Below are 12,774 nucleotides of genomic sequence, written 5' to 3' on the forward strand. Positions count from 1 at the left end.
CCCATAGGGACCCCCACGGTTTCAGTGGGGTGGCGGAGCCTCCGGCTGAAGGTGCTCGGGCGCGTGAGAAGGACCATGTGCGCATGAGGTCATCGAGTTCCGGCGCTGAGTGAAGGTGTCGGAGGGCAGGAGCACTGCTTTGAGCGGATGGGGCACCTGCAGATCATGTGTGCGAAAGATTGCGGTGTGTTGCGAGGCTTGTCCATTTCCGGATGGGCATCTGTTGTTCGGAGTGGAGGAGGACCGTCCTTTCCGTTTGAGATGCGCTCGGTTCTCGGCCGCTGCAGATCGGTTCCATGTCCGTGGCCGGTCTGGCGGCGAGGCCTATTGTGGATATCCTTCTGGTGATCCCAGACTCTTCGGGTGAGGTTGGTTGAGTGTGCGACTGGGGATCTGCGGGCTGAGGCGAAGAGCAGCATCGTCACAGATATGCCCAATGGCATCCACGTGCTGATCACGACGGACCCGGACAGGGAGAACCCATGTGAGGCGTCGAGGACGTGCCCGTTTCCCTCAGGCGGCAATCGCGGTCGAATGACGTTCGCGCCGCTCTATTGGGAAATGCATGTTCATGGTATGTTCTCCGGGGTACATGAATGCGACTGGAAGGAACTCCGTGGCTCGTCAGGTGGTTGAAACGTTCGTTTCCGATATTTCCGGTGCGAGTGGAGAGGATGTCCGGACCGTGGCTTTCGGTCTGGATGATCGGCGGTACGAGATCGATCTCACCGAGGCGGAGGATGCGAAGCTGCGTGAGGCGCTGGAGCCGTATCTCGCAGTCGCGAGGAAGGCATCTGCGGCTGCGGCACCGGCGCGTGAGCGGGCATCGCGGTCGTCCGGCAGCGGGTATTCCCGTGAGGAGCTCGCTGATGCGCGTCAGTGGCTGAAGCTGCGCGGGTACGAGGTCAGCGATCGGGGCAGGATCAAGGCTGCGCTGCTCAAGGAGTGGGAGGACGCCGGCCGGCCCTCGGGGAACTGAGGGCCGGCCTCTGCCGGCTCGCCTGCAGGTGCGAGTGAGAGGGCGGTGTGCGTTCGTCGGTGAATGCACACCGCCCTCTCCCGTGTCAGTGGGCCAGATGTGCCGTCACGAGGCGGACGAGTTCCATAGGGCGAAGGTGCGGTTGCCTTTTCCAGAATTCGTACGGGGCCGCATCTGCTTCGTCTCGATCGTCGTCGACGTGCCAGCCGGCTGCGTTCAGCCATGAGTGCATCTGGTGGGGAGAGGCTGCCGTACGCCACGGTTCGCCACCGCGGCCGGCTGTTGAGGCCACTGCAGAGGCGTACGCGTTCCCCGCTTCGTCTCGCCTGTTCTTCTCCAGGTGGTAGTCGAAGATGAGTGTCGAGCCGGGTGCGAGTCCTGCGAGGTCGGCGAGGAGCTGGCGCAGGTCGTGTGGGTCGAGGCACATGCTGACGCCCAACCACACAATCACCACTGGAGCTTCGAGATCGAGTCCGCAGCCCTGAAGGTCACCTGCCCCGAGGCCGTCGGTGAGGTCGAGCGGGATATGTGTTGTGCTGTCACCGACTTCCGCCTCTGCGAAGACCTGCTGGCGCCATGCGAGGACGCCAGGCTTGTCGAGCGTCCAGGTGTGCGTTCGGCTGCGCGCCGGAAGCCGGAGATGGGTCGTGTCGAGTCCAGCGCCGACGATGAGGAGCTGATCAGCTCCGGCAGAGTGCTTCAGCATCGTCGTCGATCAGAAGGTGGGGCGGTGCATCCACGTGCTTGTGTGCGGCGCGAGCTGCTGCGGAGAAGAATGCGGTCTGACTGGGCGTGTTGTGATCTCTCATCTCAACCAATTACCAGTGCGGAGTGCATGTCTCAATGGGGCGCGCCGCCGGGAGCTGCAAGTGCAAGTCGACCGAGGGTACGCACCGGCTCCGCCTCGTGAAAACCTAGTGGTCACTACACATTCAGGAGTCCCGCGTGGTTGACTCGGGGCCATGGTGAGGCCTGAACTCACGGATCGCGTGCCAGGCGGCTTCGGCAGCCGCATCGCCCAGCTCGAGACCGAGTACTTCGAGGTCGAGTCGCCCACGATCGGCGGCAGGCTCGGCATCTCGGTCTCACTGCCGAGCGGCTACGATCCGGACTGGCCCGCGATCCCGGTCGTCTACGCGCTCGACGCGCAGTGGCAGGGAGGCCTCTACGAGAAGATGCACCGGGGCCTCACCGGTCCGGAGGGCATGCGCGCCGTCGCCCCGTTCCTCCAGGTCAACATCGGGTACGTCGACGAGCAGATCGATGCGCTGGCGCTCCGGAACCGCGACCTGGTGCCGCCGGGGGAGCCAATGCCGGACTTCATGCGCGACTACATCGGCGAGACGTTCGCGTCGGAGGAGCTGGCGCACCAGTTCGCCGTGCTCATGGAGAACCCCCATGCCGATCGCTTCCTCGACTTCCTGGAGGGAGAGCTCCATCCGCACATCAGGGAGCACTACGCCGTGGGGGACGAGGGGGCCGGTGTCTTCGGGTTCTCCTACGGCGGGCTCTTCGCCCTCTACGCCTCGACGCATGCGCGAACGCTCACCCGCTTCGGTGCCGCGAGCCCCGGCATCCTCGTCCCTGACAGCACCGTCTTCGACGCCTACCGTGAGTTCGCGGCGCGTGCGGGAGACTCCGGGGTCCGCGAGCAGACGGTGCTGCTCACCCTGGGGACGGGCGAGGTGTTCGGGCCCCTTCCCATGTACCACCAGCTCGCCGTCGAGAACATCAGGTTCTTCTCCCTGGTGAGGAGCCGGCCGGTGCCGGGATACAGCCTCACGGCGCAGATCGTCCAGGGCGAGGACCACGAGACGGGCTGCGTCGACGCATACCGCCTGTTCGCCCGCACCTGCTACCCCCGGACGGCCTGAGCGCTCGGGATCGCCGGGGTCCGCGTCCCGCTCAGCCGGGCACGAGCCGGTAGAGGACCTCGGGGCGTCCCCTCTTCCCGTAGCGGTGCGCGAGGTCGACCGTCCCCGTGCTCACGAGGTGGTCGAGGTATCGCCGCGCGGTCGCCCGGGAGAGCTCGCACCGCCGGGCGACCTCGGCCGCGGAGCGGGACTGAGCGGGGTCGAGCGCCTCCATGACCTTTGCGAGCGTCACGGCGGAGATCCCCTTCGGCAGGTGAGCGGCCGCCTCCTGCTGCGGAGGCCTCGGTGCGAGCATGCGGTCGATCTCCTCCTGCCCGAACTCCGTCTCCCCCACGGGTTCCGCCGATGCGTGCCTGTGCTCCTCCCGGTAGACGGCGAGCCGCTCCGCGAACACCTCGTACGTGAATGGCTTCACGAGGTAGCCCGCGACCCTGCCGGCGAGGGCCTGACGCACCGTGATGCGGTCCTGCGACGAGCTGATGACCATGACGTCCGGGGATCCGGAGGTGAGCGTTCGCAGCCTGTGGAGCACCTCGATGCCGCTCACGTCCGGCAGGCGCAGATCGAGGAGGACGAGGTCGATGTCGCCGCGCCCCGCCCTGGTGATCGCCTGCGCCCCCGTGGCGACGATGTCCGCGACGACGAAGTCCCGGAGCCCCGCGGCGAACCGGGCGTGCAGGGCCCGCGCCCCCGGGTCGCCGTCGACGATGAGGAGACGCAGCGGACGGTCGGCCCCTGCGGGGTGCGACGGCTCAGTCATGACCGGCTCCTCTCCCGTGTCTCGTCCGCCCCGGCGGCGGTCTCCTCGACGCGCATGTCGAAGGCGAAGCGCGCACCTCCCAGCTCGGAGGTCCCGGCCTCGATCGTGCCGCCCCTCTCCGCCACGGTGCGCCGCACCATCGCGAGACCGATGCCCCGTCCCGTACCGGTCCGATCGGGCTTCGACGTGAAGCCGCGGACGAACAGAGAGTGCCGCTGGCGCAGGTCGATGCCGTCGCCGTCGTCCGCGACCTCCCCGTGGAAGACCCCGTCGGCCTCCTGCAGGGCGCAGCGGCCGCGTCCGGCCCCCGCCTCGCCGGCGTTCCGGCAGCGGTTCGCCACGACGAGCAGGACCGTTTCGTCGACGCGGGAGACGACGTCGATCGACGTCTCCAGGCTCGCGCCGAGCACGTCGAGTTCGGCCCGCAGCGCCTCCAGCGTCGCCCGCAGCACCGGCTGCCCCGCGGAGGCCTCGTCCGCAGACGCGGAGGTGACGGACACCGAGGAGTCGATGTACTCGAGCGCCTCGGCGATGTCGCCGTGGGCCACCAGCCCGCGCACCACGTGGAGGCGGGTGTCGAACTCATGCGCCTGTTCGCGCAGGGCTCCACTCGTCCGTTCCAGGCGGTCGACCTCGCGGGCGGCCTCGTCGTGCAAGTGGAACCGGCGTCGGATGGACGCGGACATGAGGGTGCTCAGCGCCAGCCCGACCACGAGGGCGCCCGCGGTCCACGGCAGCAGCGTCCGCAGGGCCTCCTCGACGTCCTGGGTCATCCTCGACTCGAACATGCCCGCGGAGACCGCGCCGATCACTTCGCCCTGCGCGTTCCGGACCGGGAGTTTGGCGCGGAGCGTCCGGCCGATCGTCCCCGTCCTCACCTCCACGACCCTCTCACCGGCCAGCACGCGGGAGCTGTCGGTCGAGACGGGCCGCCCCCGCTCCTCCGGGTCCGGGTGCGTGAGGCGCAGGCCCGCCGGGTCGATGACGACGACGTAGTCCACCCCGGAGGAGCGTTCGACGAGGCTCGCGAGCGGTTGCAGCTCCTGGGTCGCTCCGGTGCGTTCGGCGCGGTCGTGGGGATCCTCCAGCTCCTGCAGGACGCTGCGCACCTGCTCGAGTTCGGCGAAGCCTGCGGCCACGTCGACCACCCGCGCGGAGGCCGCGTCCCGGATGCTCTGCCTCTGCACCTCCACCGCGATCGCGGTGACGGCCCCCACGCACACGAGGACGAGGAGCGGGGGCACGAGGAGCAGCAGGAAGCGCGAGAAGGAGGTTCTCCTGTCCGCAGCCACGTGCGTCACCACCTTCCCCTCTGCCGTGCCGGCGTCCGTCCGTCCCACACGTGACCGGGCCAGGCACATCGATCCGTGTGCATCAATGAGCACAAATCCTCCGGGCACCTTCCCACATGGCGGGCCGTTGCATCCTAGTCGACGGTATTCCACACGGCCGCGCATCGACATCGTCGTCTGCGCGGAGTCCCACGAAGGAGTGAAGACATGTCCGCATCCGGTCCACCGCCTCCGCATCTGCCGGAGCCTCCCGACACATCGCACACCTTGCCGGCTTCCCTCACACGGAGGACCGTCCTGCGAGCCCTCGGCGGCACGCTCGTCGCTGCGGCCGTCGGGACCGCGGTGTACGGCTCCGTGAGCTCCGCCGCCGCAGGCGGGGACCTGCACGCATCGCTGACGCTCATCGCCCCGGCGGCCGCGGGAGGTGGATGGGACACCGTTGCGCGCGAGCTCCAGCAGGCGCAGAAGGCCAACGGGCTGGTGAACAACGTGCAGGTCGTGAACATGCCCGGCGCCGGCGGCACGATCGCCCTCGGCAACCTCTCCACGCTGGCCGGGCAGGCGAACAACCTCATGGTCGGCGGCACCGGCCTCCTCGCCGCGACGCTGCAGTACGGATCGGCGACGACGCTCGGCGACGTGACCAACCTCGCCGTGCTCTTCGAGGAGTACGACGTCATCGTCGTCCCCGCCGACTCTCCCCACCGGACTCTGGAGGAGCTCGTGGACGCGTGGAAGGACGACCCGGAGGCGCTGCCGTGGACCGGGGGAGGATCCTTCGACGAGCTCGTCGTCACCGACCTGGCGATCGCCGCCGGCATCGACCCCGTCGAGACCACCTACATCTCCTCCGACGGAGGCGGTGAGGCGATCCAGGCCCTTCTCAACGGCACCGCCGCCGCGGCGGCGGGAGGCTACCCGGACAACATCGACCAGATCGAGTCCGGACGTCTGCGCGCTCTGGCCCTCGTCGCGAAGGAGCCGGTGGGCGGGATCGACATCCCGACCGCGCGGGAGCAGGGCTTCGACATCACGCTCTCCAACTGGCGCAGCCTCTCCGCCCCTCCCGGGCTCACGGCGGAGGAGACCGCAGATCTCGAAGGGCTCATCGACGAGACCCTCGCGACGGACGAGTGGCGCGCTGCGGTGGAGCGGTACCACTGGTCCCCACGCGTCCTCTCCGGCGAAGCGCTCGAGGGCTTCCTCGCCGCCGAGGAGTCCCGGATCGCCGCACTCTACGAGGAGATGGGACAGTGAAGGACTTCCTCATGCCGGTGTTCCTCCTGGCCTTCGCGGCCTACCTCGGCTTCGGCATCCTCACGATGGACGTGCCCGAGGGGACGGCATTCCCCGGACCCGCGTTCTTCCCCGGCCTCATCGCGGTCGGCCTTGGCCTCTTCGCCGTGCTCCTCACCGTCAGCGCCCTCCGCACGCGGAAGCGCGCGCATGCCGAGGACGCCGGTTCCGCGGCTCCGCGATCCTCCGTCGACTGGGCGTCGTTCGCCTGGATCGCCGGAGGGTTCCTCGGCTTCGCGCTGCTGCTCACCACACTCGGATGGGTCATCGGCGGCGCACTGCTGTTCTGGTGCGTGGCGCGCGGATTCGGCGAACTGCGGCACGGCCGTTCGCTCCTCGTCGGCGTCACGACGAGCTCGCTCACGTACATCGCTTTCGACATGCTGCTGGGCCTCTCGCTGCCCTCCGGCATCCTCGGATGGGGGTTCTGAATCATGGACACTCTGCAGCTGCTCGGCGAGGGCTTCCTCGGCGCGCTCTCACTCGCGAACCTCATGTGGGTCGTCGTCGGATGCCTCCTGGGCACCGCCGTCGGCGTCCTCCCGGGGCTCGGCTCCTCGATGGCCGTCGCACTTCTGCTGCCGGTGACGTTCGCCCTCGAGCCCACCGCGGCGTTCATCATGTTCGCCGGCGTGTACTTCGGCGGGCTCTTCGGCGATTCGACGATGGGCATCCTCATGAACACGCCGGGACAGGCCTCGGCCATCGCCTCGACGTTCGAGGGGCACAGGATGGCGCTCGACGGGCGAGCCGCCAAGGCTCTCGCGACTGCCGCGATCGGCGCCTTCATCGGCGGCTTCATCGCCTCGATCGTCGTCGTGTTCGCCGCCCCCGTCCTCGCCGAGTTCTCCGCGAAGTTCGGGCCTGCCGAGTTCTTCGCGCTCGCCGTGTTCGCCTTCGCCGCGACCTCGACGGTCGTCACCGACGACATGGTGAAGGGGCTTGCCTCGCTCTTCATCGGTCTGGGGATCGCCGTCATCGGCGTGGACGGCGTCTCCGGCGCGGCGCGCTTCACGATGGACTCCCCGCACCTCTTCGACGGGGTCTCCCTCGTCACCGTCACCGTCGCGATCCTCGCCCTCGGCGAGGTCGTCTACGTCGGCTGCCTGGACCGGCACAGCAGCGGGGGACGTCTCATCCGGCCCCGCGGGCGGCCGTGGCTCACCCGTGCAGAGTTCAGGGAGGCGACCCCCGCCTGGCTGCGCGGCACCGCGATCGGCCTGCCGTTCGGCGTGGTTCCCGCCGGCGGCTCCGAGATCCCGACCTTCCTGGCCTTCGGTCTGGAGAAGCGCCTCGACTCCCGCCGTCGTGACCCCCAGTTCGGCAAGGGCGCCATCCGCGGCCTCGCGGCCCCGGAGGCGGCCGGCAATTCGACCACCGGTATGGCCATGGGCGCCCTGCTGGCGCTCGGTCTGCCGATCTCGGCGACCGCCGCGATCATGCTCGCCGCATTCAGGCAGTACGGTCTGCAGCCGGGACCGCTGCTCTTCGAGCGCGCGCCGGACCTCGTGTGGGCGCTCCTCGCGAGCTTCTTCATCGCGATGGTGGTGCTGCTGATCCTCAACCTCCCGTTCGCGATGCTCTGGGCGAAGCTCCTGCTCATCCCGCGTCCGTTCCTCTACGCCGGCATCACGCTGTTCTGCGCCATGGGGATCTACGCCTCCTCGGGGTCGACGTTCGACCTCCTCCTGCTGCTCGGTGTGGGGCTGGTCGGGTTCCTCATGCGCGCCGTCGGCGTGCCCCTGGCGCCGCTCATCATCGGCATGGTCCTCGGCCCGCTCGCGGAGACGAGCCTGCGCGACGCCGCGATGAGCGCGAACGGCGACTTCTCCGTCCTCGTGAGCAGCCCGATCGCGCTCGTGCTCTACGGCGTGCTGGTCCTCGTGCTCGTGTTCTCCCTGGTGAACCGCCTTCGTGAGCGCAGGGCGGTCACGAAGGCGGGGGAGGAGGTGCCGGTCGCAGCGACGGTCTGAGACCGGTTCCCGGCCTCGCCGGCGCGACACGGCCGGACCGTCCTCTTCGAGACGGTCCGGCCACGGGTTCGCGCAGTGCGGATCAGCGCTTGGAGCGGCGGTACCCGGCGGCCTTCGCCGCCGCCTCCGTCCGGAAGCACTCCTCGGGATTGGTGCGGTCGTAGAAGGCTCCGCCCTTCACGTGGTAGATCATGGAGTCCGCGTTGCCCTTGATGGGGGCCCACGCCGGGCAGTCCCAGCCGCTGTAGCCGGGCCCGGTGCTGGAGGGATAGGTGATCTTCGCCGTCGAGGCGCTGGTCTTCGTCACCGTCGTGTAGCCGGACTTCCTGCCGGTGACCTTCACGGAGAGTCTGGTGCCCACATCGGCCTTGACCAGCTTGTGCTTGCTGCCGGTCGCTTCCTTGATGGCCTTGCCGTTGCGGTACCACTGGTAGCTCAGCGTCACCTTCGCCGGCTTCCACGCACCGGCCTTCGCCGTGAGGGTGGAGCCGTACTTCCTGGTGCCGGAGATCGTGGGAGTGGGTGTGGAGGTGAGAACCTTCTGCACGGTCTTCGCCGCGCTCTTCCTGCTCACGGTCGTGTAGCCGGGCTTCCTGCCGGTGACCTTCACCGTGAGTGCGGTGCCCGCGTCGGCCTTGACGAGCTTGTGCTTGTTGCCGGTCGCTTCCTTGATGGCCTTGCCGTTGCGGTACCACTGGTAGCTCAGCGTCACCTTCGCCGGCTTCCACGTGCCCGCCTTCGCCGTGAGGGTGGAGCCGACCTTCGCCGTTCCGGAGATCGTGGGCACTGGCGTGGCGGTGAGGCGCTTGCCGATCGTCCCGGTGGCCGCGCTCGTCCTGCTCGCAGCGGTGTAGCCGGACTTCGTGCCGGTGACCTTCACGGAGAGCTTCCTGCCCGCATCGGCAGAGGTCAGCGTATAGGTGCTGCGCGTGGCGTTCTTGATCGCCTTGCCCGCACGCATCCACTGGTAGCTCAGGCTCACAGGATTCGGTCCCCACGAACCGGGCTTGGCCGTGAGTGTGGATCCCACCGTCGTCGTCCCCGAGATTGTGGGCTTCCTGGTCGTGAGGGTGCCGGCCTTCACAGCGGGGGTGGGCGCAGAGGTCACAGTCGCGCTGGAGGAGTCCGGAGCGGAGCCCGTGACCCGCACGGAGATCTTCCGACCCTTGTCCGCGGCGGTGAGGGTGTACGTCTTCCGGGTCGCATCCTTGATCGCCGTGCCGGAACGCAGCCACTGATAGCTGAGTGTCACGGAGTCCGGCTGCCATGTGCCCGCGGCGGCCGTGAGAGTGGAACCCACCTTCGCCGTGCCGGAGATGCTGACCTCACCTGCGAGCACCGTGGGCCGCGGTGTGGGCGTTGGGCTGGGAGAGGCCTCCTCAGTGGGCGCGGCCGGTGCCGAGGTGGGTGCTGCTGACTGCTCAGGCTGCTGTTCCGGTGCAGTCACTGCGAAGACCGGTGCCTCCGGCTGCTGTGCCGAGGCGGGTCCGGCTGCGATGCCGCCGGTGAGCGCGATGAGAGCGGCACTGGCTGTGCTCACCACACGCATGTACAGGGACATGGATCTCCTTGGATCTCAGAAGGGGGTGGGAAGATTCCCGAAGGGGATCATAGCCTTTCGGTTCTGAAAGGACAGCGCGGTTCCGCCCTGTCGGTGCGGAGGCGGGTGCGCTAGCCTCGAACCACGGTGTGCAGCGGCTTCCTCCGCATGGCGGGACCACCTGCCGGGCGGAGCGGGGAGGCCGTGGAGCGCCGGAGTCACCTCGACGGCAAGGAGGCCATGATGGAGGAACAGACGATCACCGCGGACGTGCTCGAATCCGCACCGGCCGTGGAAGGGGAGACGGTCCCGCGAGTGGCCCTCACCTCGGCGGCGGTGGAACTGCTCCACGAACTCGTGGGCCAGCACGGTCGGCTGATGTTCCACCAGTCCGGCGGCTGCTGCGACGGCTCCGCTCCCATGTGCTACCCGGCGGGGGAGTTCCTCACCGGCGACGCGGACGTGCTGCTGGGCGTGTTCACCCTGCCGGAAGTGCCGGAGGACAGCGCGGAGCTGGAGTTCTGGATGTCGGCCGAGCAGTTCCAGTACTGGAAGCACACGTACCTCACCATCGACGCGGTGCCGGGGCGAGGCTCCGGGTTCAGCGTCGAAGGGCCCACGGGAAAGAGGTTCATCGTCCGGTCCCGGCTGATGGAGTGAGATCCGGCCGCGGTCCGGACGGGGCCCTGTGCGGCAGGTGGGGACGCAGGCGGACGCCGAGGCGCGTGTCGCCACGCAGCGCGAGGGCCGCTCGCCGCAGGGAGCGCGGCCCGCGCGCTGCGCGGTGCGGGAGTCAGTCCTCGCGCGCGATCTGGCGACGGGTCGAGATCATCACCGCCGCCGAGCCGACGGCCAAGAGCGCGGCGGCGCCGACGGCGAGTGCGCTGGAGTCCGTGCCGGTGCGGGGCAGCCGCGAGCCGTCCTGTCCGCCCGTGCCCTGTCCTCCGGTCACCGTGAAGGTGGTGGAGGCGGAGGTGCCGCCGCAGCCCACCTCTGCCTTCCACGTGCCCACGTAGGCGGCGAGGTCCGTTCCGGTGCCGTAGAAGGAGAACCCGGCGACGCCGTCCTCGTCCGCCGTGTCCGTGCTGGAGTATGCGACCTCACCGGTTCCCGGCCAGAAGACGTCGAGGTAGACGTCCTCGCCCGGTGCGCAGCCGGATGCGGTGACCTGGACGCCCTTGTCGACGTCCGTGAAGTCCGCTGCGGTGATGGTGCGGGGGCTCACGGAGATCTCCGCGCTGGCCGGCGCCTCGTCCTGGCCGTCGTTCCCCTCGTCCTCACCCGGTACGGGGGCGTCGTCGTCCTTGCCATCGTCGCCGGAGCCATCCTCGTCTGAGCCCTCGTCGCTCCCGTCTTCGTCCTCGCCGCCGTTCCCGTCGTCCTCGGATCCCGTGACGGTGAAGGACGAAGAGGCGAGCACCTCCTCCTCGGCACCGAGGAGATCCACGGTGTAGGTGCCGAGCAGGATGTCGAGGTCGATGTCTCCGAAGTACTGGATGTAGTAGGAGGCGCTGGCCGCACCGTCCTCGTCGGCAGTGACCTCGATGGAGTGGTCGAGTTCTTCGAGGCCCTCCGGGGCCTGGATGCGGAACGTGTACGTCTCGCCCGGGGTCAGCCCGGTGGCGGAGAGCAGGAGTCCGCCGCTCGCCGGCTCCTCGCCCTGTGGGACGGCGATGTCGTCGACGCTGATGGAGCCCGGGACGCTGAGAGCCGGATCCTCCTGCTGCTGGTCGGGATCGTCCTGCTGCGGGTCTTCCCGCTGCGGGTCGTCCTCCGGAGACGCGTCCTGTTCTCCGTCCTCACCTCCGTCGGTGCCCTCGGCCTCAGGCGCCTCGTCCTGGGCCGGGAGAACCTCGAAGCTGCCGGTGACCACTTCCTCGCCCTCGACCGTGACGCTCACGGTGCGGGTGCCTGCGTAGTCCGCCGGATCCGCGTCCGCGGGGAGGGCGAAGGAGTACGACGCGGTCGCTGTCTGAGTGTCCGCGTCGGCATCCGGGGTTGCCGTGACCTCGAGTGCTTCAGCGCCTTCGGGTCCTCCCGACACCGTCACCGCAGCGGCGCCCGCGGGCAGGTCGGTGACAGTGATCGTCGCACCGGGCACTGCGCCGTCATCCGTCTGCGCGACGTCCTCGAAGGCGACGTCGTCCACGGCAAGCTGCGGATCAGCAGGCGCCTCTTCCTCGGCCTCCTCCTCGGGTTCGCTCTCCCCGGTCGGGTCTTCTGCAGGAGGCTCCGGTGCATCTGTGTCGCCTGCGCCGGAATCGTCGTTGCCGCCGGTGCTGTCCTCCCCTGTGCCGGAGCCGGCCTCGCTCTCCTCCTCGGAACCGTTCTCTGCGGAAGGTGCCTCGGACGGCTGCTCAGCCGGAGCCTCGGGGGCGGCGGGCTTCTCCTCAGCCGGTGCCTCGCCGCTGCCGCTCTGCTGTTCGGTGGAGGCGGGTGCGGAAGTCTCAGCCTCCGTGGCAGCCGAGGTTGACGGAACCTCCTGGGCGGAGGCGGCGACCGGTGCGAGGACGAGGCCGGCGGCGGCGACGGAGGCGAGGACTGCGGGGGCGAGGTGTGCTGACTTCATGCCGGGGCCCTTCTGTTCTGCTGCGTGCATCCGGGCCTCCTGGGAGCGGGTTCCCGGTGCCGGCCGGCTCAGCGGAGCCGGTCGGTTCCATGCTTTGGAGATCGATCTCACAGTAGGGGTTCAGGCAAGGGCGCGGCGATTTGTGTTCGTTGTGTTCGCGAATGCGACAGTCCGAGGATCGCCCTGCCGGGATGTTGCCGAAAGGTGATCTGCCATGCGGGTGCGAGCCGGCGGCGCACCGCGGGCGGATGTGCCATACTTGTCCGCGTCGCCGGTCGCACCGGCTGGTGAGGACCTATAGCTCAGTTGGCTAGAGCATCTCGTTTACACCGAGAGGGTCGGGGGTTCGAGTCCCTCTGGGTCCACCGTGGACGTCGCGTGCGCCCCCGGCACGTGAAAGCGTGCCGGGGGCGAACGCGTTGACGGGCGCGGGGGCTCACCCCTCGTCGCCGTGGCAGGTCCTGCCGAAATGGGCCGGAGCAGGCGAA

The 12,774-nt window shown here is 69.0% G+C and carries 12 protein-coding genes and 1 tRNA gene; 8 read left to right on the forward strand and 5 right to left on the reverse strand.

Annotated elements, in window-relative coordinates; all coding sequences use genetic code 11:
- Positions 1-296 precede the first annotated feature (296 nt).
- Positions 297-377: a hypothetical protein gene (locus Q0A33_RS16595; RefSeq protein ID WP_363316580.1), complete on the forward strand. Its 81-nt coding sequence runs from the start codon at positions 297-299 to the stop codon at positions 375-377.
- A gap of 215 nt (positions 378-592) precedes the next feature.
- On the forward strand, positions 593-979 hold the full coding sequence (locus Q0A33_RS10990; RefSeq protein ID WP_291796296.1) for a histone-like nucleoid-structuring protein Lsr2: 387 nt from the start codon (positions 593-595) through the stop codon (positions 977-979).
- Between the two features lie 85 nt (positions 980-1,064).
- Here the strand turns inward: Q0A33_RS10990 and Q0A33_RS10995 are convergent, their stop codons facing one another.
- The gene (locus tag Q0A33_RS10995; protein ID WP_291796299.1) at positions 1,065-1,685 is read right to left on the reverse strand and encodes an SAM-dependent methyltransferase; all 621 of its coding nucleotides are present in this window, start codon (positions 1,683-1,685) and stop codon (positions 1,065-1,067) included.
- A 256-nt stretch (positions 1,686-1,941) separates the two neighbouring features.
- On the opposite strand from Q0A33_RS10995, the gene Q0A33_RS11000 reads away from it, so the two are divergent.
- A complete protein-coding gene (locus Q0A33_RS11000; RefSeq protein ID WP_291796302.1) occupies positions 1,942-2,853 on the forward strand; it encodes an alpha/beta hydrolase-fold protein in 912 nt (303 codons plus the stop codon).
- A 31-nt stretch (positions 2,854-2,884) separates the two neighbouring features.
- On the opposite strand, the gene Q0A33_RS11005 is transcribed toward Q0A33_RS11000, so the two are convergent.
- A complete protein-coding gene (locus tag Q0A33_RS11005; RefSeq protein WP_291796304.1) occupies positions 2,885-3,613 on the reverse strand; it encodes a response regulator in 729 nt (242 codons plus the stop codon).
- Entirely contained in the window at positions 3,610-4,998 is a 1,389-nt protein-coding gene (locus Q0A33_RS11010; protein WP_291796307.1) for an ATP-binding protein, read from the reverse strand. The genes Q0A33_RS11005 and Q0A33_RS11010 overlap by 4 nt, the downstream gene beginning before the upstream one ends.
- A 174-nt stretch (positions 4,999-5,172) precedes the next feature.
- Between Q0A33_RS11010 and Q0A33_RS11015 the strand changes: the two genes are divergently transcribed.
- Genes Q0A33_RS11015 through Q0A33_RS11025 form a run of 3 tightly spaced genes read left to right on the forward strand, consistent with a single transcriptional unit; the run spans position 5,173 to position 8,177 of the window.
- Positions 5,173-6,165, forward strand: a complete 993-nt coding sequence (locus Q0A33_RS11015; RefSeq protein WP_291796310.1) for a tripartite tricarboxylate transporter substrate-binding protein — start codon at positions 5,173-5,175, stop codon at positions 6,163-6,165.
- Positions 6,162-6,635 carry a tripartite tricarboxylate transporter TctB family protein gene (locus tag Q0A33_RS11020; protein ID WP_291796313.1) on the forward strand — a complete coding sequence of 158 codons (474 nt, stop codon included), beginning with the start codon at positions 6,162-6,164 and terminating at the stop codon, positions 6,633-6,635. The genes Q0A33_RS11015 and Q0A33_RS11020 overlap by 4 nt, the downstream gene beginning before the upstream one ends.
- Positions 6,636-6,638: 3 nt before the next feature.
- Entirely contained in the window at positions 6,639-8,177 is a 1,539-nt protein-coding gene (locus Q0A33_RS11025; RefSeq protein ID WP_291796316.1) for a tripartite tricarboxylate transporter permease, read from the forward strand.
- An 82-nt stretch (positions 8,178-8,259) separates the two neighbouring features.
- On the opposite strand, the gene Q0A33_RS11030 is transcribed toward Q0A33_RS11025, so the two are convergent.
- Positions 8,260-9,738, reverse strand: coding sequence for a hypothetical protein (locus Q0A33_RS11030; RefSeq protein ID WP_291796319.1), 1,479 nt, complete (start codon positions 9,736-9,738; stop codon positions 8,260-8,262).
- A 222-nt stretch (positions 9,739-9,960) separates the two neighbouring features.
- Between Q0A33_RS11030 and Q0A33_RS11035 the strand changes: the two genes are divergently transcribed.
- On the forward strand, positions 9,961-10,377 hold the full coding sequence (locus Q0A33_RS11035) for a DUF779 domain-containing protein (protein ID WP_291796321.1): 417 nt from the start codon (positions 9,961-9,963) through the stop codon (positions 10,375-10,377).
- Positions 10,378-10,510: 133 nt separating this feature from the next.
- On the opposite strand, the gene Q0A33_RS11040 is transcribed toward Q0A33_RS11035, so the two are convergent.
- Positions 10,511-12,316: a hypothetical protein gene (locus Q0A33_RS11040; RefSeq protein WP_291796324.1), complete on the reverse strand. Its 1,806-nt coding sequence runs from the start codon at positions 12,314-12,316 to the stop codon at positions 10,511-10,513.
- Positions 12,317-12,577: 261 nt separating this feature from the next.
- Here Q0A33_RS11040 and Q0A33_RS11045 point away from each other — a divergent pair.
- Positions 12,578-12,651: transfer RNA gene (locus Q0A33_RS11045), tRNA-Val, on the forward strand.
- Positions 12,652-12,774 lie beyond the last annotated feature (123 nt).

It is taken from the genome of Brevibacterium sp. (assembly GCF_022712115.1).
Classification (GTDB): Bacteria; Actinomycetota; Actinomycetes; order Actinomycetales; family Brevibacteriaceae; genus Brevibacterium; species Brevibacterium salitolerans.

Excerpts from the sequence above, each read along its gene's own strand:
- Q0A33_RS10995 (WP_291796299.1), bottom strand. The coding sequence starts at position 1,685 with ATGCTGAAGCACTCTGCCGGAGCTGATCAGCTCCTCATCGTCGGCGCT.
- Q0A33_RS11005 (WP_291796304.1), bottom strand. The coding sequence starts at position 3,613 with ATGACTGAGCCGTCGCACCCCGCAGGGGCCGACCGTCCGCTGCGTCTC.
- Q0A33_RS16595 (WP_363316580.1), top strand. The coding sequence starts at position 297 with ATGTCCGTGGCCGGTCTGGCGGCGAGGCCTATTGTGGATATCCTTCTG.
- Q0A33_RS10990 (WP_291796296.1), top strand. The coding sequence starts at position 593 with ATGAATGCGACTGGAAGGAACTCCGTGGCTCGTCAGGTGGTTGAAACG.
- Q0A33_RS11030 (WP_291796319.1), bottom strand. The coding sequence starts at position 9,738 with ATGTCCCTGTACATGCGTGTGGTGAGCACAGCCAGTGCCGCTCTCATC.
- Q0A33_RS11025 (WP_291796316.1), top strand. The coding sequence starts at position 6,639 with ATGGACACTCTGCAGCTGCTCGGCGAGGGCTTCCTCGGCGCGCTCTCA.
- Q0A33_RS11000 (WP_291796302.1), top strand. The coding sequence starts at position 1,942 with ATGGTGAGGCCTGAACTCACGGATCGCGTGCCAGGCGGCTTCGGCAGC.
- Q0A33_RS11040 (WP_291796324.1), bottom strand. The coding sequence starts at position 12,316 with ATGCACGCAGCAGAACAGAAGGGCCCCGGCATGAAGTCAGCACACCTC.
- Q0A33_RS11035 (WP_291796321.1), top strand. The coding sequence starts at position 9,961 with ATGGAGGAACAGACGATCACCGCGGACGTGCTCGAATCCGCACCGGCC.